The sequence below is a fragment of the Mesorhizobium escarrei genome, from assembly GCF_935825525.1.
Classification (GTDB): domain Bacteria; phylum Pseudomonadota; class Alphaproteobacteria; order Rhizobiales; family Rhizobiaceae; genus Mesorhizobium; species Mesorhizobium escarrei.
This window is the reverse complement of record NZ_CAKXZT010000122.1, coordinates 72,602-93,056: the sequence shown is the minus strand read 5'-3', so window position 1 is coordinate 93,056 and position 20,455 is coordinate 72,602. Positions and strand designations below refer to the sequence as shown.

Sequence of the window (20,455 nt, the reverse complement as noted above, 5' to 3'; positions counted from 1 at the left end):
ACTGACGAACCAAGCCTGCGCTTCGCCTTGTCGGCGATCGATCGCCTGATCGCCCTTTGCCCGGCTGTTCGTCGGGCTGAGTATGCGGACCAGTCGTTGGGTTGAGGTCGGGACATTCTAACAAAGTTCAGTGTACGATGGGAACCGCGCGGTGACGGAGCACATTCCAATGGAGGCCGAGCGTCGCGGGGCTTTACGCGGGGCAGATCCAACCGGCCTTTCCAAGCTTCTGGATCGGGATTGGCACAAGTGAGAAACGCGGATCTCAGAACCGCATTGAAAGGAGACCATCATGGACGCTGGCTTGATTGGCCTGGAACATATGGGCGCCGGAATGGCCAGAAACATTCTTGAAGCCGGGCATGGCCTGACCGTCTACAACCGGACGCGCGGCAAGGCCGAGAGCCTCGTCAACAAGGGTGCACATTCGGCGGCCAATCTTTCAGAAGCCTGCCGCGGCGAGGCTGTCATAACCATGCTGGCAGACGATCACGCCGTCGAAAGCGTGGTCTATGGCGACGGGGGCTTGCTCTCGAGCCTTCGGAAGGGAGCGACGCACATCTCCTGCAGCACAATCAGTGTCGCTCTGTCGGAGCGCCTCGCAGCCGATCATGCCGCAGTTGGACAGCGCTTCGTCGCAGCACCGGTGTTCGGCCGGCCCGATGCGGCAGCGGCCGGCAAACTGTTCGTCGTCGCGGCCGGAGCGCCGGATGCCATCGCCGCCGTGCAACCGATTTTCGATGCGGTGGGCCAGAAGACCGTCGTCGTATCCGAGACGCCGAAAGCCGCCAATCTGGTGAAGCTTAGCGGCAATTTCCTGATCGCCTCGGTGATCGAATCGCTCGGCGAAGCCATGGCGCTGGTCAGCAAAGGCGGCGTCGACAAGCAACTGTATCTCGAAATCCTGACGTCGACCCTGTTTTCGGCACCCGTCTACAAGACCTATGGCGCGCTGATTGCGAATGGCAACTTTGAGCCTGCAGGCTTCGCGGCGCCGTTGGGTCAGAAGGATATCCGGCTGACGCTGGCAGCAGCCGAGGAGTTGCGCGTACCGCTCCCGCTAGCGAGCCTCCTGCGGGACCGCTTCCTCACCCTGCTCGCCACCGGCGGCGAAAAACTCGATTGGTCGGCCATCGGCCAGCTTGCCGCGAGGGATGCCGGCGCGGACGCACCTTGAAGGACTAGTGATGTCGATATTCAGGTGAGGCCGGCCGGCGAATGGCGGTCTCCCGCGGCTTTCTGGCCTTGGCCAGGCTCAGACCGCTGGCGGGCTGAGCCTGGCAAAGGCTTCCTGCCGGCGATACGGGAAATACGGATAGGGCGCGGTGACGGCGCTTGCCGCGTCGAGCTTCTTCATCTGGTCTGATGTCAATGACCAACCGACGGCGCCGAGGTTCTGGCGCAGCTGTTCCTCGTTGCGCGCGCCGATAATGACAGAGGCGACGGTCGGCCGCTGCAGCAACCAGTTGATGGCGATCTGCGGCACGGTCTTGCCGGTTTCCCTGGCGACGGCGTCGAGCGCATCGACAACCCTGTAGAGCTGCTCGTCTTCGACCGGTGGCCCGAAGCTTGCGGTGTCGTGCAGCCGGCTTTTTTCAGGCAGTGGCTCGCCGCGGCGGATCTTGCCAGTCAGGCGGCCCCAGCCGAGCGGGCTCCACACCAGCGCGCCAACGCCCTGGTCGAGGCCGAGCGGCATCAACTCCCATTCATAGTCGCGCCCAACCAGCGAGTAGTAGACCTGATGGGCAACGTAGCGCGGGTAACCGTGCTTGTCCGCCAGACCGAGCGATTTCATCACTTGCCAGCCGGAAAAGTTGGAGACGCCGACATAGCGCAGCTTGCCGGCGCGAACGAGACCGTCCAGCGTCGACAGCACCTCCTCGATCGGCGCTGCGGCGTCGAAAGCGTGCAGCTGCAGCAGGTCGATGTAATCGGTGCCGAGCCGCTTGAGCGCGTCCCCGACCGCCTTGATGAGGCGCGAACGGGAGGAGCCGGCATCGTTGGCTCCATCGCCCATCGGCAGCGAGGTCTTGGTCGAGATCAGCACGGCATCGCGGCGGCCCTTGACGGCCGCGCCGAGCACTTCTTCGGAGGCGCCGTTGGAATAGACGTCGGCGGTGTCGAACAGGTTGACGCCGGCCTCCAGGCAGATGTCGACCAGTCGCCGCGCTTCCGTCGCATCGCTGTTGCCCCAGGCGCCGAACAGCGGCCCCGAACCGCCGAAGGTTCCAGCGCCGAACGAGAGCGCTGGGACCTTCAGGCCCGAGGCGCCAAGACGTCGATAATCCATCTTTTTTCTCCTGTGAATGTCTAAGGGGGTCGTCTGTGAATGTCTAAGGGGGGTCGTCATTGCTACGATCGGGCAGGTGCCGGTTCACCGAGCGTCGGACGACCGAGGCGCAGCGCCAGCCACGCCACGGCGAGCGCCGAGAGCGGCAGCAGCGCGGCGACCCAGGTGACGGCGCCAAGGCCGGGGCCATGGGCGATGACCACGCCGCCGAGCCAGGCGCCGGCGGCGTTGCCGAGGTTGAAGGCGGCGATGTTGAAGGACGAGGCGAGGCTTTGGCCGGCGCCATCAGCCTTTTCCAGCACCCACATCTGCAGTGGTGCCACGGTGGCGAAAGCGGCGGCGCCGAGCAGGCCGACATAGATGACGGCCATCGCCTGGCTGTGCAGGGCGAAGGTCATCGTGCCGAGCACCAGCGCCAGCACAACGAGACTGCCGAGAACGGAAGGCACCAGCCAGCGGTCGGCGAACTTGCCGCCGGCGAGATTGCCGGCGATGAGGCCGCCGCCGAAGACAAGCAGGATCGGCGACACCGCTGCTTCCGCAAAACCGGTGATCTCGGTCAGCAGGGGGGCGATATAGGTGAAGACGGCGAAGACGCCGGCATAGCCAAGCACGGTGGTGGCGAAGCTAAGCAGAACCGGCGCGCGGCCGAGCACGGCGAGATCGCCGCGCAGGTCGCTCTTTTCCAGCGCTGCCGGGCTGCGCGGCACCAGCAGGAGAATGATGGCGAAGGCAACGATGCCGACCAGGGTTACCGCCCAGAAGGTCGCACGCCAGCCGAAGGCCTGGCCGAGCCAGGTGCCGAAGGGCACGCCGAGGATGTTGGCGATGGTCAGGCCGGTGAACATCAGGGCGATCGCCGAGGCCTTCCTGTTGGGCGCCACCAGCCCGGTCGCAACCACCGAACCAACGCCGAAGAAGGTGCCGTGGGCGAAGGCGGTCAGCACGCGGGCAGCCATCAGCGTCCAGTAGTCGGGAGCCAGCGCGCAGGCGAGATTGCCCAGAGTGAAGACCGCCATCAGCGCCAGAAGCACGGTCTTGCGCAGCCAGCGACCGGTGGCGATCGTCAGCAGCGGCGCGCCGACAACGACGCCCAGCGCATAGCCGGAGATCAGCTGGCCGGCGGCCGAGATCGAGACGCCGAGATCGGTGCTGACGTCGAGCAGCAGGCCCATGATGACGAATTCGGTGACACCGATGCCGAACGCACCGGCGGCGAGAGCATAAAGAGCAAGAGGCATGCGGTTCCCACTTGGATGACAGCCAGTTTTGACGACGGGACGTCGTGTCCTCCCACGCCCCGCCCCGGAAGATCGTGTCGCGACGCAAGGTGAACCAGCCTTGCGTCGGGCACATCGTCTGTGAAATAGATTCACGAATGGCGAGACCAGACATCAACCGCTCCGGCGAGATCGAGGTATTTGTCCGTGTCGTCGAAGCGGGCAGTTTTTCGGCTGCGGCGCGGATGCTGCGGATGACGCCGTCGGCGGTGAGCAAGCTGATTGCGCGGCTTGAGGCCCGGCTCGGCGCGCGGCTGATCAGCCGTTCGACGCGCAAGCTCCAATTGACTCCAGAAGGCGCGGCCTTCTTCGACAGCGGCGCGCGCATCCTTGCCGACATGGCGGCAGCCGAGCGCGAGGCGGCGGCCGGTGCTGCGCCGCGCGGCCGGCTAAGGGTCAACAGCTACGTGCCGTTCGGGCAGCACCGGCTGATCCCGCTCTTGCCGCGGTTTCTCGAACGCTATCCGGAAATCACCATCGATCTGGTTTTGACCGACAACGTCATCGACCTGATGGAGGAGCGTGCCGATGTCGCCATCCGCGCCGGGCCGCTCGGCGAATCACGTTTGGTGGCGCGCAAGCTCGGGCAGAGCCGGGTGATCGTCGTCGCCGCGCCAGTCTATCTCAGGACGCATGGCACACCCCGAACGCCGGCCGATCTCGATCGTCATAACCGGATGGGTTTCTGCTTTGTGCGCCATATCGACGGCTGGCCATTCGTCGGTGCGGCCGGCGAGGCCGTTCTCGTCCCGATCACCGGAAATGCGCTGGTCAGCGACGGCGAGGCGATGCGGCTGATGGCGCTCTCGGGCACTGGCATCGCCCGGCTGGCGCGCTGGCATGTGGAGCCCGACATCGCCGACGGCCGGCTGATCCCGCTTCTGGAGGACTTCAACCCCGGCGACGAGGAGCTTACCCACGCTGTTTACGTCGGCCAGGGCAAACATTTGCCGGCGCGAGTGCGGGCCTTTCTAGACTTTCTGGTCGAGACGGTCCGGCTGAGCTGAGCCCAAAAAGATCGGGAGCCCGCCGGCTCCCGAAAACGAAGATGAGATTGACTTACTTTTTCGGCGCAAATGGCGCCGGACGCCGGCCAGCCGCCTGGCGCTCGAGCATCCAGCCCGGATATTCGGATGGCAGCGCGCTGACTTCGTCGAGACGAGCAAGATCGTCGCTGTCGAGCTTCAACTCGGTGGCGGCAAGGTTCTGTTCGAGCTGCTCCATGCGGCTGGCGCCGATGATCACGCTCATCACGAACGGCTTGGCCAAGACATAGCCAAGTGCCACCGTGGCGACGCTGACGCCGTGCTTGCCGGCGATCTCGCGCATGACGGCGACCGCCGCCCAGGCGCGGTCTTCATTGACCGGCGGGAAATTGAAGCTGGCGCGGCGGCCTTCGCCATTGCCGGGCGCGCCGGGTCCGTATTTGCCGGAAAGCAGCCCGCCCGCCATCGGCGACCAGACCATCAGCCCAAGCTTCTCCTCGTTGAGCAGCGGCACGATCTCGCGCTCCAGATCGCGGCCGGCGATCGAATAGTAGGACTGCACGGTTTCGAAACGGGCGAAACCCTTGCGTTCGGCGATGCCCAGCGCCTTGGCGATGCGCCAGGCCGCCCAGTTTGAGACGCCGACATAGCGGACCTTGCCGCTGGCAACCAGATCGTCGAGCGCCCGCAGCGTCTCATCGATCGGCGTCACCGCATCGGTGCCGTGCAACTGATAGAGATCGATATGGTCGAGTTGCAGCCGTTCGAGACTGCCCTCGACCGAATCCATGATGTGGCCGCGCGAGGAGCCACGCTGGTTGGGGCCGTCGCCCATGGCGCCATGGACCTTGGTGGCGATGATCACGTCCTGCCGCTTGATGCCGAGATTACGCAGCGACTGGCCGAGAAGCCGTTCCGATGCGCCGAAGGAGTAGACGTCCGCCGTGTCAAAGAAATTGATGCCGGCGGCGAGCGAGCGCTGCACGATCTCGTCGACGCCCTTCTGGTCGAGGCTGGCGATCAGGCCCCATTGGGCGTTTTCGCCGGCGGCGCCGAAGGTCATGGTGCCCAGGCAAAGTTCGGAGACGAACATCCCCGTGTTTCCAAGTTGATTGTAGCGCATGGTGCAAGCTCCGGGAGTTTTGGAATGACACGACCAATATAGGAACGGTACGTTTCGTTTCAATTGTTGGCGTAACGGCCTGATGGTCCTGGACCAAGTTCCGCGACCCGACGACCGGCGTCGCGGGGATCAGGTCAGCTTGTCCAAGGTTGAGGACCGTTAACCCAGTATCGCCGAAAACGGCGACGTTGCGCGTAACCAAAATGAGGTCGTGGACCAAAGCTGTGGCGGCGATGAGCGTGTCGGCGCCGCCTCGCGTGCGGCCAGCTGAGATGCGACCCCACGACAACGCGACATCTTCAGTAACCGCAAGGATGCGGTCGGCATTGTCCCGCCGAAGCTCTCGCAGCCACAGATCGAGGCGCGTTGCCCGTTCGGGATCGATCTTGCGCAGCTTTACGATCCCGCGTTCGATCTCGCCGAGCGTGATGACACTGAGATTGACCGAGGCCGGATCCACTGAAGCCAGCCAGGCGGTCGGCTTGGGCAAGCGTCGTTCCATATCCGAAACGATGTCGGTATCGAGCAGGTACATCAGAGGTCGTCGCGGATCATCGTATCCGAGCGACGGTTGACCTCCTCGGCGAAATCGTCATCCCAGACGGGACCGGTCAGGAGATATTCTGCCAGGGACTTCTTTTTTCCCGACAAGCGGTCATAGTCTTCGGCAGAAAGCACCACGGCCGCGCGCTCGCCACGCAGGGTCACCGTCTGCGGTCCCTCGCTGCGCGCGCGCTGAACCACATGGAAAAGTTGTTTTTCGCGTCCTGAAGATGCCAGTTCATGGGCCTGACGCACCCGACTATCAAGGCTGATCGCTAAACTGCCGCTAAACGAAATGTCCGCTAACGGCTGCCGAAGATCGCCGAGCCGACCCTGACGCTGGTTGCGCCGAAGGCGATCGCCGTCTCGTAGTCGCCGGACATACCCATCGAGAGCTCCTCCACACCTGCCTCCGTGCTGAGCTTTTCCAGCAGCGCGAAGTGCGGACCGGGATTCTCGTCGGCCGGCGGGATGCACATCAGGCCCTCGATGGCGAGGCCATGGACGTCGCGGCAGCGCGTAACGAAGGGTACGGCTTCGCGTGGCTCGATGCCGGCCTTTTGCGGTTCCGAGCCGGTGTTGACCTGAACGTAGAGTTTTGGCGACCGGCCTTGTCTGGCGATTTCCTTGGCGAGTTCGGCGGCGATCTTTTCGCGATCGACCGTCTCGATGACGTCGAACAGCGCTACCGCTTCCTTCGACTTGTTCGATTGCAGCGGACCGATCAGATGCAGCTCGATGTCGGGGAAAGCTTGCTTCAGCGCCGGCCATTTGGCTTGTGCTTCCTGGACGCGGTTCTCGCCGAAGACGCGCTGCCCGGCCTCGATGACCGGGCTGATATCGTTGGCGCTGAAGGTCTTCGAGACCACGACCAGCGTCACCGCGCCGGCTTGCCGTCCTGCCTCGCGCTCGGCGGCGGCGATCCTCGCCTTGACCGTGAAAAACTGTTCGACGGCGCTCGCCATGCCTATATCCTGACTCTGGTTTTCGTCCTGGCCGGGGCGTCGCAGTTGACGGGTCCGGCAATCCATGGTGAACACCGCGACGACATTTCCTGAGCCGCCGGGCATGTCCGGCTGTTCGCGTATGCTTTTTAAGTGAAAAACACCCGATGGCAACCGAACGATACAATCCGCGCGCGTCAGAGCCCAAATGGCAGAAGGCCTGGGACGCCAAGAAGCTGTTCGAGGCTGACAACGACGACCCGCGTCCGAAATACTACGTGCTCGAGATGTTCCCCTATCCGTCGGGGCGCATCCATATCGGCCACACCCGTAATTACACGATGGGCGACGTGGTGGCGCGATACAAGCGAGCCAAGGGTTTCAACGTGCTGCACCCGATGGGCTGGGACGCCTTCGGCATGCCGGCCGAGAACGCGGCGATGCAGAACAAGGTCCATCCCAAGGCCTGGACCTATCAGAACATCGCCGCCATGCGCGAGCAGCTCAAGGTCATGGGCCTGTCGCTCGACTGGGCACGCGAATTCGCCACCTGCGATGTCGACTACTACCACCGCCAGCAGATGCTGTTCCTCGATTTCGTCGAGAAGGGGCTGGTGACGCGCAAATCCTCCAAGGTCAACTGGGATCCGGAGGACATGACGGTGCTTGCCAACGAGCAGGTCATCGACGGACGCGGCTGGCGCTCGGGCGCGCTGGTCGAACAGCGCGAGCTGACGCAGTGGTTCTTCAAGATCACCGACTACGCGCAGGATCTGCTGGACTCGCTGGAAGGCCTCGACGAATGGCCGGAAAAAGTGAAGCTGATGCAGGCGAACTGGATCGGCCGCTCGGAAGGCCTGCTGATCCGCTGGCCGCTGGCCACTACTGGCAAGGTGATCGACGGCGAAGATGAGCTGGAAGTCTACACGACGCGGCCCGACACCATCTTCGGCGCCTCCTTCATGGCGGTCGCCGCCGACCACCCGCTGGCTAAAAAGGCCGCCGAGGACAATCCAGCGCTGGCAAAGTTCATCGATGAAGTCCGTCACATGGGCACTTCGGTGGCCGCACTGGAGACGGCCGAGAAGAAGGGCTTCGACACCGGCATCCGCGTCGTCCATCCGTTCGACGCGAACTGGACGCTGCCTGTCTATGTCGCCAATTTCGTGGTGATGGAGTACGGCACCGGCGCCATCTTCGGCTGCCCGTCCGGTGACCAACGCGACCTCGACTTCGCTAACCGATACGGCCTGCCGGTCATTCCGGTGGTGATGCCGGAAGGCGAGAACCAAGGAAGCTTCCAGATCATCGACGAGGCCTATGTCGGCGATGGCGTGATGATCAATTCGCGCTTCCTCGACGGCATGAAGCCTGATCAGGCGTTCGACGAGGTGGCGAAGCTGCTGGAACAAAAAACCCTCGGCAATCGGCCGATGGCTGAGCGCAAGGTCAACTTCCGCCTGCGCGACTGGGGCATTTCGCGCCAGCGCTACTGGGGCTGCCCGATCCCGATGATCCACTGCGAGGATTGCGGCGTGGTGCCGGTGCCGAAGGCGGACCTGCCTGTCAGGCTGCCGGACGACATCGAGTTCGACCGGCCGGGCAATCCGCTCGATCGCCATCCGACATGGCGGCATGTCAAATGTCCGCAATGCGGCAAGCATGGACGCCGCGAAACCGATACAATGGACACGTTCGTCGATTCGTCGTGGTACTTCGCGCGCTTTACCGCGCCCTGGGCCAACGATCCGACCGATCCCAAGGCAGCTACCGAATGGCTGCCGGTCGACCAGTATATTGGCGGCATCGAGCACGCCATTTTGCACCTGCTCTATTCGCGCTTCTTCACCCGCGCCATGCGCGAGACCGGGCATGTCGACCTGGCCGAGCCGTTCAGGGGCCTGTTCACGCAAGGCATGGTGGTGCACGAGACCTATCGGGTCGGCAGTGGCTCGAACAGCCGCTGGCTTGCGCCCAGCGAGGTGCGGCTGGAGGACGTCGACGGCAAGCGCCGCGCCATCGAAATCGCGACCGGCGAAGAGGCGGTGATCGGCCCGCTCGAAAAAATGTCGAAGTCGAAGAAGAACACGGTGAGCCCGGAAGAGATCACCGACGGCTACGGCGCCGATACCGCGCGCTGGTTCATGCTGTCGGACTCGCCACCCGAGCGTGACGTCGAATGGACCGACGAGGGCGCCGCCGGCGCGCACCGCTTCATCCAGCGTATCTGGCGCCTGGTGTCGACGGCTGCCGAATCGCTCGCCGGAATCAAGCCGGCAGCGGCAAAGCAGGGCGAGGCAGGGACTGTTTCCAAGGCCGCGCACAAGGCGTTGAAATCGGTCGGTGAGGATATCGAAAAACTCGCCTTCAACCGTGCCATCGCCCGCATCTACGAACTCGCCAATGCGCTCACCACGCCGCTCAACGAGGCGGCCGCAGGCAAGGCCGATCCGGCGCTCCAGGCTGCCTGCCGGCAAGCCGTCGACATCCTCGTGCATCTGATTGCGCCGGTGATGCCGCATCTGGCCGAGGAATGCTGGCAGACGCTCGGCGGCACCGATCTGGTCGCCGAACGGCCCTGGCCGGTCTATGATCCGTCGCTTGTCGTCGACAGCGAGATCGTGCTGCCGGTCCAGGTCAACGGCAAGAAACGCGGCGATTTGACAATTGCCCGCGACGCGGACCAAGGTGCCGTCGAAAAAGCGGTTCTGGCTCTCGACTTCGTGCAGAAAGCGCTCGAAGGTAAGGCACCGCGCAAGGTGATCATCGTACCGCAGAGGATCGTCAATGTCGTTGCCTGATCCGAGGAAGACAGAAATGACGCATTTGCTGCACCGTATCGCGCTGTATGGGCTGCTCGCTTCGGTTGCGCTGGTTTCGGCTTGCACGGTGCGCCCGCTCTATTCGAGCGCGCCGCTGTCGGCCGGTTCGCAAGTCGGCGCTGCCGCCGAACTCGGGTCCATCTCGGTCAAGCCGGTCAACACGCGCTACGCCCAGCAGGTCCGCAACAATCTGATTTTCGCGCTCGGCCAAGGTGCCGGCGAGCCGGCGTCGCCCGCCTATTCGCTCGATCTCGGCGTTACCGAACTTGTTGAATCCGCTGCAACCGTGCAGGTTACGACCGATGACGACGAGCCAACGGCGGGCACGGTGACATTGACCGCGAACTATGTGCTGACCGACGCCAAGACCGGCACGACCATCGCGACCGGCAGGCGCTCGATAGCGTCGTCCTTCGACAGGCCCCGTCAGGAATTTTCCTCCTACCGGGCGCAAATCGACGCCGAAAACCGCGCGGCGCGCGAACTGGCGGACCTGCTGCGCCTGTCGATCGCCCAGGATCTGGTCAAGCACGGCAAGACGGTGGCGGGTTAGAGCGTTTCGGCCTGGATCGAGACGTTCCGGCTACCGCCGAGGCCTGATTGCTGGCGCAAAAAAGGCCGATTGCTCGGCCTTTTTTTCGGGAACACGGCGTCTTGATTTCAGCCGATCTTCCTGATTCAGCTGATTTTCTGGCCGGTCTTGGCCCAGTCGGCGAGGAACTGCTCCAGGCCCTTGTCGGTCAGCGGGTGCTTGACCAGCGCCTTCAGCGTCGCCGGTGGGGCGGTGATGACGTCGGCGCCGATCAGTGCGGCCTGCTTGACGTGGTTCACCGTGCGCACCGAGGCGGTCAGGATCTCGGTCTGGAAATCATAATTGTCGTAGATGGTGCGGATGTCGGCAATCAGCTCCATGCCGTCCCAGCCGCTGTCGTCGATGCGGCCGACGAAGGGCGAGATGAAGGAGGCGCCGGCCTTGGCGGCGAGCAGCGCCTGGGTGGCCGAAAAGCACAGCGTGACATTGACCATGCGGCCGTCCGAGCGGATGTCCTTGCAGGCCCTCAGGCCGTCGAGCGTCAGCGGCACCTTGATGCAGACATTGTCGGCAATCCTGGCCAGGATCTTGGCCTCCGCCATCATGTCCTTGTATTCGGTGGCGACGACTTCGGCCGAGACCGGGCCCTTGACGATCTCGCAGATCTCTCTGGTGACGTCGGCGATCTTGCCGCCGGATTTGAGGATCAGCGAGGGATTGGTGGTGACGCCATCGAGCAGCCCCAGATCGTTCAGCTCACGGATTTCCTTAACATCGGCGGTGTCGACAAAAAATTTCATGACGGTCTCCTGAAGATTTTTTCATGTGCATGTCATGCACCTTTGGGTCGGACTTTGATCTAGACGAAAGTCGGGGCAAGGTCACGCCTCATGATCGAAGATTCGCCCTTTGTCGCAGCCGCGCCAGTGCTGGTGCCGATGCCCGCCGAGCGGCCCTACACCTATGCCGTGCCCGCCGGCATGCGCGTGGTGCCGGGCTCGATCGTGCGCGTGCCGCTCGGGCCGCGCCAGGTTGCCGGCATCGTCTGGGACGGCGTTGTCGAAAAGGTCGATGCCAAAAAACTGCGCCCGATCGAGCAGGTCTTCGATTGCCCGCCGATCGACCGCGCCATGCGCCGGTTCGTCGACTGGATCGCGCAATACACGCTGTCGCCGCCCGGCATGGTGGCGCGCATGCTGCTGCGGGCGCCGGAGGCCTTCGATCCGGAACCGTGGATCGAAGGGCTGCAACGCACCTTGGCCAAACCCGACCGGATGACGGGTGCGAGGATGCGCGTGCTGGAAACCGCGGAGGGCGGGCTCGCCTGGACGCGATCCGGGCTGGCGCATGCGGCCGGCGTGTCGTCGACCGTCATCGACGGGCTGAAAGCGCAAGGCGTATTCGAGACGGTTATGATCCCGCCGCGACCGGTGGTCGCAGCACCCGACCCAGGCTACGCCCAGCCATCGCTGATGCCGGACCAGAGCGATGCAGCCGCGATGCTGCGCAGCAATGTCGCGGCCGGCACATTCGGCGTCACGCTGCTCGATGGGGTGACTGGATCGGGCAAGACGGAGGTCTATTTCGAGGCGGTGGCGGCGGCGCTCGACCGCGGCAAGCAGGTGCTGATCCTGCTGCCGGAGATCGCGCTGACCCACGCCTTCCTCGAGCGCTTCCAGGAACGGTTCGGCGCCAAGCCGGCGGAATGGCACTCGGACCTGCCGCCAAGGATGCGCGAGCGTGTCTGGCGGCAAGTGGCGGAAGGCGGCGTGCGCGTCGTCGCCGGCGCGCGTTCGGCGCTGTTCCTGCCGTTCAGGGAACTCGCGCTGATCGTCGTCGACGAGGAGCACGACCCCGCCTACAAGCAGGAAGACCGCGTCTTCTACAATGCCCGCGACATGGCGGTGGTGCGCGGCCATATCGGCGGCTTTCCGGTCGTACTCGCCTCGGCGACGCCGTCGGTCGAGAGCCGGGTCAATGCGAGCCAGGGCCGCTACAGCAGGGCGGTGCTTTCGGCGCGCTTTGCCGAGGCCGCCCTTCCCGACCTGAAGACCATCGACATGCGCCGCGCCCCGCCGGCACGCGGCGGCTTCCTGTCGCCGGTGCTGCTTGGCCATATGCGCCAGACACTGGAGAAGAAGGAACAATCGCTGCTGTTCCTCAACCGGCGCGGCTATGCGCCGCTGACGCTGTGCCGGGTCTGCGGCCATCGCTTTGGCTGCCCGGTCTGCTCGGCCTGGCTGGTCGAGCACCGCTTTCGCGGCCAGCTCGTCTGCCACCATTGCGGGCACAATGAGCGGCGACCCGAGGCCTGCCCGGAATGCGGCACGCTCGACCATCTGGTCGCGTGCGGGCCGGGCGTCGAGCGCATCGCTGAAGAGGTCGTCGCGCATTTCCCAGACGCCCGAACCATCGTCCTGTCGTCCGACCTGATGGGCGGCGTGCGGCGGCTGAGGCTCGAGCTTGAAGCCATCGCCAATGGCGAGGCCGACATCGTCATCGGCACGCAGCTCGTTGCCAAGGGCCACAATTTCCCGAACATGACGCTGGTTGGCGTGGTCGACGCCGATCTCGGTCTGGCCAATGGCGATCCGCGCGCCGCCGAGCGCACCTTCCAGTTGCTCAGCCAGGTGACCGGCCGCGCCGGCCGCACCGGCAAGAAGAGCCTTGGCCTGCTGCAGACCTTCCAGCCCGACCACCCGGTGATGCGGGCGATCGTCTCCGGCGACGCCGAGGCTTTCTACGAGCGCGAGATCGCCGAGCGCGAGCGGGCGGCGCTGCCGCCTTTCGGCCGGCTCGCCGGCGTCATCGTCAGTGCTGCGACCCGAGCGGAAGCGGAGGGCCATGCGCGGGGTTTGCGGCGCGCCGCACCTCAGGCCTCCGACCTGTTCGTGCTCGGCCCGGCCGAGGCGCCGCTGTCGCTGATCGGCGGCCGCCATCGCTTTCGGCTGCTGATCCAGGGCGAGCGGCGCGCCGACATGCAAGGCTTCATCCGCGTCATGCTGGCAGAGGGGCCGAAGCTACGGGGCTCGGTGCGAGTGCAGGTCGATATCGACCCGCAGAGCTTTTTGTGAGGCGTCGAATTATGCTTCCGAGGCGCGTTCGGTGAATGGGTTCAGGTAAGGCACCTCGAGAATCGCGAAATGCCGGGTGTTGCCCGTCAAAACTGACAGGCCGTTCAAGCGGGCAGTGGCTGCGATCAGTACATCCGCCAGACCCGGATTGGCACCTCTGGCGATAGTGGCGTCTTCTAGTTTTCCGGCTTCTCGCGCGATTGCTAAATCGATCGGAAGGATGCGCTGGTTGAACTCTACGAGCAACCTTTCGAACCACTCATTGATGCGCTCCGCCTTGATATGCCCGCCCGCCCGCTTCAGTTTCGCGATTCCTCGTTCCACCTCCAAGATGACGATCGACGAGATCTGCCAAGAGCCGCGTTCTCCTTGTTCGGCAACCCAGTTCCGCACGTGTGACGGAAGCAGAGGCCGACCAGGTGCAAAGGCCGAGAGAAAAGACGTATCAAGCAGATAGCCGGTCAAAACTCCACTTCCCGCGACGGCGATTCGTTTCGCTCAAGCTCGATGCCGCCTGGATACTGAAGCAGGAAATCCACGAAGTCTTTTTGGCTGTTCTGCGGATAAAGTTTCCGTCCCTCACCAATTGGCACCACCATGACTGCGGGCTTGCCGTGCTTGGTGATTACCGTGGGCTCACCATTCTCAGCAGCCTCCACGAGCGCGGAAAGGCTGGCCTTTGCCTCTCGTAGTTGCATCGTCTTCATGCGCCGAACTCCTTGTGGTCTCATGTAGTCATATATATGGGAACCGTGCAGAAAAAACAGCCCATTGTGTACCGTCCTCTTTGCCCCTCTTTGCCCGGTCGCCAGCGGTCGCGTTCGCATTGGACTGGTGCGCGCCTGCAATTCACCGACGCCATCTGGCGCATGTCTCTTCCTTCGCTAGAATGCCCGAAATTTCGAAACAGCCATTTGCGAGGGGACAGTATGGAATTTGCGTTTCCGTGGCCGATGAGCCAGGGCGAGTGGCTGGCGTGGTCGAGCGCCGTCACGACCTTGCTGTTCGGTCTGCTGCTGTTCCTGGCGCCGGGGCTGGGCTTCCGGATACTGCGGCTGCAGGTCAAGCCTGAGAAGGCGGCGGCAATCGCCGAAGGGCGCGGCAGGATGTCAGGCTTCTATCTCGGCGTCGGCCTGTGCTGCATCCTGCTGGCGCAACCGCTGCTCTACATGGCGCTTGGCTTTTCCTGGCTGTTCACCGCCTTCGGCCGCTTGCTGTCGATGATGTCGGATGGCGCCAACACCCCTTTCAACTGGGCTTCCATCGTGGTGGAACTGGTGCTGGCGGCGCTGCCGCTTGCCTTCGCCTTCGGCTTTGTGCCTTGAATCAAAGGCTAATTCGGAACCGGCGGTCGAACTGCATCGCCGGATGCGACAATAGTGCCTGAAAACCATGCGGGACGACGCATTGCGGTCTTAAAATGCCTGTGCTAGACGGCAATCGACTTTCGGCCGGGGATAGCGGAAGCCGCGCCTCCGTGCTTGGAAAAATGCAGTAAGGTCAAAGATTTAGCCAGAGTTTTCGCTCGCGCCAATAATCTGCGGCCTGTCAGACAAGAGAAAAGACGGTCCGTGGCCCAATCGTCATCGCCAATCTCAGGTGTAGCAGAGCGCTATGCGGGTTCGCTGTTCGATCTCGCGCTGCAGGCGAATTCGGTCGCCCAAGTTGAGGCCGACCTCAACAGTTTCGCAGCGATGCTCGAAGGCAGTGCGGACCTTACCCGTCTGATCAATAGCCCGGTGTTCTCCAGCGACGACCAGGCCAAGGCGATCGCCGCGATCGCCGACAAGGCGGGGATCAGCGGTCTCACCGGCAATTTCCTGCGCGTTGTCGCCCAGAACCGCCGGCTGTTCGCTATCCCTGGCATGATCAAGGCATTCCGCCAGATCGCCGCAGAGCATCGTGGCGAGACCGCCGCAGAAGTCACCTCGGCGCATGCGCTGACGGCGGCTCAGGAGGCCGAGTTGAAGGCGGCGCTGAAAAGCGTTGCCGGCAAGGATGTCGCGATTGCCGTGACCGTCGATCCGTCGCTGCTCGGCGGGCTGGTGGTCAAGATAGGCTCGCGACAGATCGATACGTCGCTCAAAACCAAACTCAATTCGCTCAAGCTTGCACTGAAAGAGGTCGGCTGATGGACATCCGCGCCGCGGAAATTTCCGCAATTCTGAAAGACCAGATCAAGAATTTCGGCAAGGAGGCCGAGGTCTCCGAAGTAGGCCAGGTTCTGTCCGTCGGTGACGGCATCGCCCGCGTCTATGGCCTCGACAATGTCCAGGCCGGCGAGATGGTCGAGTTCCCCGGCGGCATCCGCGGCATGGCGCTCAACCTCGAAGCCGACAATGTAGGCGTCGTCATCTTCGGCGCCGACCGCGACATCAAGGAAGGCGATATCGTCAAGCGCACCGGCGCCATCGTCGATACGCCGGTCGGCATGGGCCTGCTCGGCCGCGTCGTCGATGCGCTCGGCAACCCGATCGACGGCAAGGGCCCGATCCAGGCGACCGAGCGCAAGCGCGTCGACGTCAAGGCGCCCGGCATCATACCGCGCAAATCGGTGAATGAGCCGATGTCGACCGGCCTCAAGGCCATCGATGCGCTGATCCCCGTCGGCCGCGGCCAGCGCGAGCTGGTCATCGGCGACCGCCAGACCGGCAAGACCGCGATCATCCTCGACACGATGCTCAACCAGAAATCGGTGCACGAGCACGGGCCGGAGAAGGAAAAGCTCTACTGCGTCTACGTCGCCGTCGGTCAGAAGCGCTCGACTGTCGCGCAGTTCGTCAAAGTGCTCGAAGAGCGCGGTGCGCTCGACTATTCCATCATCATCGCCGCCACCGCTTCCGACCCGGCGCCGATGCAGTTCCTGGCGCCGTTCACCGCCTGTACGATGGGCGAATATTTCCGCGACAACGGCATGCACGCACTGATCAGCTACGACGATCTGTCGAAGCAGGCCGTCGCCTACCGCCAGATGTCGCTGCTGCTGCGCCGCCCGCCCGGCCGCGAAGCCTATCCGGGCGACGTCTTCTACCTGCATTCGCGCCTTCTGGAGCGTGCCGCCAAGCTCAATGACGACAATGGCGGCGGTTCGCTGACGGCGCTGCCGATCATCGAGACCCAGGCCAACGACGTGTCGGCCTATATCCCGACCAACGTCATCTCGATCACCGACGGCCAGATCTTCCTGGAAACCAATCTGTTCTTCCAGGGCGTCCGCCCGGCAGTCAATGTCGGCCTGTCGGTGTCGCGCGTCGGCTCCTCGGCGCAGATCAAGGCGATGAAGCAGGTCGCCGGCTCGATCAAGGGCGAACTCGCGCAGTACCGCGAAATGGCGGCCTTCGCCCAGTTCGGCTCCGATCTCGACGCCGCCACGCAGCGCCTGCTCAACCGCGGTGCGCGCCTGACCGAACTGCTGAAGCAGCCGCAGTTCTCGCCGCTCAGGGTCGAAGAACAGGTCGCGGTGATCTTCGCCGGCGTCAACGGCTATCTCGACAAGCTGGCAATCGACCAGGTCAGCAAATTCGAGCATGGCTTGCTCAGCCACATGCGCTCGGCCGGCAAGGAGGTGCTCGACGGCATCCGCAAGGAGAAGGCGCTGTCGGACGATCTCCGCGCCAAGCTGAAGGCGGAGATCGACACCTTCGCCAAGACCTTTGCTTGAACGAAGCCGGACGGACGGGATCAGGTTTGAAGCATGCCTTCATTAAAAGACCTTCGTAACCGTATCGCCTCGGTCAAGGCGACGCAGAAGATCACCAAGGCGATGCAGATGGTCGCCGCGGCGAAGCTGCGCCGCGCGCAGGAGGCGGCGGAAGCGGCGCGCCCCTATTCGGAGCGCATGGGCGCGGTGCTGGCCAACATCACCCAGGCGATCGGCGGCGGTGGCGAGGCCCCGGCGCTGATGACCGGCACCGGCAAGGACGACGTGCATCTGCTCGTCGTCTGCACCGCCGAGCGTGGTCTATGCGGCGGCTTCAATTCGCAGATCGCACGCCTTGCCCGCGACCACATCCGCAAGCTTTTGGCAGACGGCAAGCAGGTCAAGATCATCTGCGTCGGCAAGAAGGGGTTCGACATCCTGCGTCGCGACTACGCGGCGCTGATCCTCGAGCGCGTCGACTTGCGCGAGGTGAAGACGCTGGGCTTCGTCAATGCCGATGCCATTGCCAAGAAAGTCATCCAGCTCTTCAACGAGGGCGGCTTCGACATCTGCACGCTGTTTTATTCGCAGTTCAAATCGGTGATCAGCCAGGTCCCAACGACCCAGCAGATCATCCCGGCAGGCATGCCTACCGCTACCGCCGAAGCGACGGACGGCGGCAGTGCCGTCTATGAATACGAGCCGGAGCCGGGCGAAATCCTTTCCGACCTCATCCCGCGCAACATTTCCGTACAGGTTTTTCGCGCTCTGCTCGAAAACGCGGCTGGCGAGATGGGCGCCAAGATGAGCGCCATGGACAATGCGACGCGCAACGCAGGCGACATGATCAACAAATTGTCGATCACCTACAACCGCCAGCGGCAGGCGCAGATCACCAAGGAACTGATCGAAATCATTTCGGGCGCCGAGGCGCTCTAGGCGCGCTCCGATGAAGGTCAGCGACCTTCAGGCGGATCGCGTGAGAAACAAAGAGACGAAAAGGGTAAAGACGATGGCGAAAGCAGCGACCCCAGAGAAGGCGGCCCCGAAGACCGCCGCGACGGCGGCAGCACCGGCAAAGGCTCCGGCAGCTGCAGTGAAGGCGGCTCCGGCCAAGAAGGCGGCAGCGCCCGCCAAGGCTGCCGCGGCGAAGGCGCCGACCGTTGCCATCAACAAGACCGGCTTGGCCGGCAAGGTTCGCCAGGTCATCGGCGCCGTTGTCGACGTGCAGTTCGGCGAACATCTGCCGGCGATCCTGAACGCCCTGGAAACGTCCAATGTCGGCAATCGTCTCGTGCTTGAGGTGGCTCAGCATCTCGGCGAGAATACGGTGCGCTGCATCGCCATGGACTCGACCGAAGGTCTGGTTCGCGGCCAGGACGTCTATGACACCGGCGCGCCGATCACCGTGCCGGTTGGCCCGGGCATGCTCGGCCGCATCATCAACGTCATCGGCGAGCCGGTCGACGAGGCAGGCCCGGTCGACGGCATCGAGATGCGCTCCATCCACCAGCCGGCGCCGACCTATGTCGAGCAGTCGACGGAAGCGCAGATCCTGGTCACCGGCATCAAGGTTCTCGACCTGCTGGCACCCTATGCCCGCGGCGGCAAGATCGGCCTGTTCGGCGGCGCCGGCGTCGGCAAGACGGTGCTGATCCAGGAATTGATCAACAACGTCGCCAAGGCGCATGGCGGCTTCTCGGTGTTCGCCGGCGTCGGCGAGCGCACCCGCGAAGGCAACGATCTCTATCACGAGTTCATCGAGTCCGGCGTCAACAAGAAGGGCGGCGGCGAAGGATCCAAGGCGGCGCTCGTCTACGGCCAGATGAACGAGCCGCCGGGCGCGCGCGCCCGCGTCGGCCTGACCGGGCTGACAGTTGCCGAATATTTCCGCGACCAGGGCCAGGACGTGCTGTTCTTCGTCGACAACATCTTCCGCTTCACGCAGGCTGGCTCCGAAGTGTCGGCGCTGCTCGGCCGTATTCCTTCGGCCGTGGGGTACCAGCCGACGCTGGCCACCGACATGGGCGCGCTGCAGGAGCGCATCACGACGACGACCAAGGGCTCGATCACTTCGGTGCAGGCGATCTACGTGCCGGCCGACGATCTGACCGACCCGGCGCCGGCGACCTCGTTTGCCCACCTCGACGCGACGACCGTGCTCAACCGCGCGATTTCGGAAAAGGGTATCTATCCGGCCGTCGATCCGCTCGATTCGACCTCGCGCATGCTCGACCCGATGGTCGTCGGCGAAGAGCACTACCAGGTCGCCCGCCAGGTGCAGTCGATCCTTCAGCGCTACAAGTCGCTGCAGGACATCATCGCCATCCTGGGCATGGACGAGCTGTCGGAAGAGGACAAGCAGACAGTGGCCCGCGCCCGCAAGATCGAGCGCTTCCTGTCGCAGCCCTTCTTCGTCGCCGAAGTGTTCACAGGCGCGCCGGGCAAGCTGGTCGATCTCGCCGACACCATCAAGGGCTTCAAGGGCCTCTGCAACGGCGACTACGACCACCTGCCGGAAGCCGCCTTCTACATGGTCGGCGGCATCGAAGAAGCGGTCGAGAAGGCACAGCGCCTGGCGGCTGAAGCGGCGTAAAGAAGCGAATAGCGAATAGGGAGTAGCGAATAGGGGCGATGTGAGCCGGGCGTTTTTGTCTATTCGCTACTCACTACTCGCTATTCGCTAAATTGATCATGCCTGAAGCTTTCAAATTCGAACTGGTCTCGCCGGAGCGCCTGCTGGTTTCCGAGCAGGTCGAATCCGTCGTCATTCCGGGCGCCGAAGGCGAAATGACCGTCATGGCCCATCACGCGCCGGTCATGACCACGATTAAGCCGGGCGTCGTCACGGTGAAGACCGCGGAAGGCAAGGCAGAGCGCTACGTCGTGTTCGGCGGCTTCGCCGACATTGTTCCGGCCGGCTGCACGCTGCTCGCCGAATCGGCGGTACATGTCGCCGACATCGACCGCGCCGACCTCGCCCGCCGTATCCAGGAAGCCAGGGAAGACGTCGCCGACGCCAAGGACGACGAGACGCGCAGCAAAGCCGAGCAGTTCCTTAGCCAGCTCACCACACTCGAAGGCGCGATTTTGCCGGCATAGAGGGCGGGGCTATCCCTTAACCAGGACGAAGCGGAGCGTAGACCGCCGGGTTTATGCAATGACATCAGCCAAAGAGTACGACGGCGCAGAATAAAAGCCGTTCCGTCGCGATCCTTCGC

At 63.8% G+C, this 20,455-nt stretch carries 18 protein-coding genes and 2 pseudogenes; 11 read left to right on the top strand and 9 right to left on the bottom strand.

What is annotated here, in order from left to right; all coding sequences use genetic code 11:
* Positions 1-292 precede the first annotated feature (292 nt).
* A complete protein-coding gene (locus tag NMG80_RS14310) occupies positions 293-1,177 on the top strand; it encodes an NAD(P)-dependent oxidoreductase (RefSeq protein ID WP_254018692.1) in 885 nt (294 codons plus the stop codon).
* 78 nt (positions 1,178-1,255) lie between these two features.
* On the opposite strand, the gene NMG80_RS14305 is transcribed toward NMG80_RS14310, so the two are convergent.
* Both NMG80_RS14305 and NMG80_RS14300 read right to left on the bottom strand, forming a co-directional pair.
* Positions 1,256-2,290 (bottom strand): aldo/keto reductase, encoded by a 1,035-nt coding sequence (locus tag NMG80_RS14305; RefSeq protein WP_254018691.1) that lies wholly within the window; start codon positions 2,288-2,290, stop codon positions 1,256-1,258.
* A gap of 62 nt (positions 2,291-2,352) precedes the next feature.
* Complete coding sequence (locus NMG80_RS14300) at positions 2,353-3,531, bottom strand: MFS transporter (protein ID WP_254018690.1); 1,179 nt, start codon at positions 3,529-3,531, stop codon at positions 2,353-2,355.
* Between the two features lie 137 nt (positions 3,532-3,668).
* Here NMG80_RS14300 and NMG80_RS14295 point away from each other — a divergent pair, with 137 nt between their 5' ends.
* Entirely contained in the window at positions 3,669-4,577 is a 909-nt protein-coding gene (locus NMG80_RS14295; RefSeq protein WP_254018689.1) for a LysR family transcriptional regulator, read from the top strand.
* 52 nt (positions 4,578-4,629) lie between these two features.
* Here NMG80_RS14295 and NMG80_RS14290 read toward each other — a convergent pair whose 3' ends face one another.
* The 4 genes and pseudogenes from NMG80_RS14290 to NMG80_RS14275 form a co-directional block, all read right to left on the bottom strand.
* Positions 4,630-5,679 carry an aldo/keto reductase gene (locus NMG80_RS14290; protein WP_254018688.1) on the bottom strand — a complete coding sequence of 350 codons (1,050 nt, stop codon included), beginning with the start codon at positions 5,677-5,679 and terminating at the stop codon, positions 4,630-4,632.
* A gap of 148 nt (positions 5,680-5,827) precedes the next feature.
* Positions 5,828-6,214: pseudogene (locus tag NMG80_RS14285) on the bottom strand (type II toxin-antitoxin system VapC family toxin); the annotation flags it as partial.
* A pseudogene (locus tag NMG80_RS14280) lies at positions 6,214-6,464 on the bottom strand (type II toxin-antitoxin system Phd/YefM family antitoxin). The pseudogenes NMG80_RS14280 and NMG80_RS14285, both read right to left, overlap by 1 nt.
* Positions 6,465-6,524: 60 nt before the next feature.
* Positions 6,525-7,187 carry a YggS family pyridoxal phosphate-dependent enzyme gene (locus NMG80_RS14275; RefSeq protein ID WP_254018687.1) on the bottom strand — a complete coding sequence of 221 codons (663 nt, stop codon included), beginning with the start codon at positions 7,185-7,187 and terminating at the stop codon, positions 6,525-6,527.
* Positions 7,188-7,333: 146 nt separating this feature from the next.
* Here NMG80_RS14275 and leuS point away from each other — a divergent pair, with 146 nt between their 5' ends.
* Both leuS and lptE read left to right on the top strand, forming a co-directional pair.
* On the top strand, positions 7,334-9,967 hold the full coding sequence (gene leuS, locus NMG80_RS14270) for a leucine--tRNA ligase (RefSeq protein WP_254018686.1): 2,634 nt from the start codon (positions 7,334-7,336) through the stop codon (positions 9,965-9,967).
* Positions 9,954-10,541, top strand: a complete 588-nt coding sequence (lptE, locus tag NMG80_RS14265; RefSeq protein WP_254018685.1) for an LPS assembly lipoprotein LptE — start codon at positions 9,954-9,956, stop codon at positions 10,539-10,541. The genes leuS and lptE overlap by 14 nt, the downstream gene beginning before the upstream one ends.
* 125 nt (positions 10,542-10,666) lie before the next feature.
* On the opposite strand, the gene fsa is transcribed toward lptE, so the two are convergent.
* Complete coding sequence (gene fsa, locus NMG80_RS14260) at positions 10,667-11,320, bottom strand: fructose-6-phosphate aldolase (RefSeq protein WP_254018684.1); 654 nt, start codon at positions 11,318-11,320, stop codon at positions 10,667-10,669.
* A gap of 90 nt (positions 11,321-11,410) precedes the next feature.
* Here fsa and NMG80_RS14255 point away from each other — a divergent pair, with 90 nt between their 5' ends.
* Complete coding sequence (locus NMG80_RS14255) at positions 11,411-13,594, top strand: primosomal protein N' (RefSeq protein WP_254018683.1); 2,184 nt, start codon at positions 11,411-11,413, stop codon at positions 13,592-13,594.
* Between the two features lie 9 nt (positions 13,595-13,603).
* On the opposite strand, the gene NMG80_RS14250 is transcribed toward NMG80_RS14255, so the two are convergent.
* Positions 13,604-14,059 (bottom strand): type II toxin-antitoxin system VapC family toxin, encoded by a 456-nt coding sequence (locus tag NMG80_RS14250; protein WP_254018682.1) that lies wholly within the window; start codon positions 14,057-14,059, stop codon positions 13,604-13,606.
* Positions 14,056-14,301 carry a type II toxin-antitoxin system Phd/YefM family antitoxin gene (locus NMG80_RS14245; protein ID WP_254018681.1) on the bottom strand — a complete coding sequence of 82 codons (246 nt, stop codon included), beginning with the start codon at positions 14,299-14,301 and terminating at the stop codon, positions 14,056-14,058. The genes NMG80_RS14250 and NMG80_RS14245 overlap by 4 nt, the downstream gene beginning before the upstream one ends.
* A gap of 222 nt (positions 14,302-14,523) precedes the next feature.
* Between NMG80_RS14245 and NMG80_RS14240 the strand changes: the two genes are divergently transcribed.
* The 6 genes from NMG80_RS14240 to NMG80_RS14215 all read left to right on the top strand — a co-directional run bounded on the left by NMG80_RS14240 (position 14,524) and on the right by NMG80_RS14215 (position 20,336).
* A complete protein-coding gene (locus NMG80_RS14240; RefSeq protein ID WP_254018680.1) occupies positions 14,524-14,919 on the top strand; it encodes an AGROH133_08824 family phage infection protein in 396 nt (131 codons plus the stop codon).
* Between the two features lie 246 nt (positions 14,920-15,165).
* A complete protein-coding gene (locus NMG80_RS14235) occupies positions 15,166-15,726 on the top strand; it encodes a F0F1 ATP synthase subunit delta (protein WP_254018679.1) in 561 nt (186 codons plus the stop codon).
* Positions 15,726-17,255, top strand: a complete 1,530-nt coding sequence (gene atpA / locus NMG80_RS14230) for a F0F1 ATP synthase subunit alpha (RefSeq protein WP_023800086.1) — start codon at positions 15,726-15,728, stop codon at positions 17,253-17,255. The genes NMG80_RS14235 and atpA overlap by 1 nt, the downstream gene beginning before the upstream one ends.
* A 33-nt stretch (positions 17,256-17,288) precedes the next feature.
* Positions 17,289-18,173, top strand: coding sequence for a F0F1 ATP synthase subunit gamma (locus NMG80_RS14225; protein WP_254018678.1), 885 nt, complete (start codon positions 17,289-17,291; stop codon positions 18,171-18,173).
* Between the two features lie 73 nt (positions 18,174-18,246).
* Positions 18,247-19,830, top strand: a complete 1,584-nt coding sequence (atpD, locus tag NMG80_RS14220; RefSeq protein ID WP_254018677.1) for a F0F1 ATP synthase subunit beta — start codon at positions 18,247-18,249, stop codon at positions 19,828-19,830.
* Positions 19,831-19,928: 98 nt separating this feature from the next.
* On the top strand, positions 19,929-20,336 hold the full coding sequence (locus NMG80_RS14215) for a F0F1 ATP synthase subunit epsilon (protein WP_254018676.1): 408 nt from the start codon (positions 19,929-19,931) through the stop codon (positions 20,334-20,336).
* Positions 20,337-20,455 lie beyond the last annotated feature (119 nt).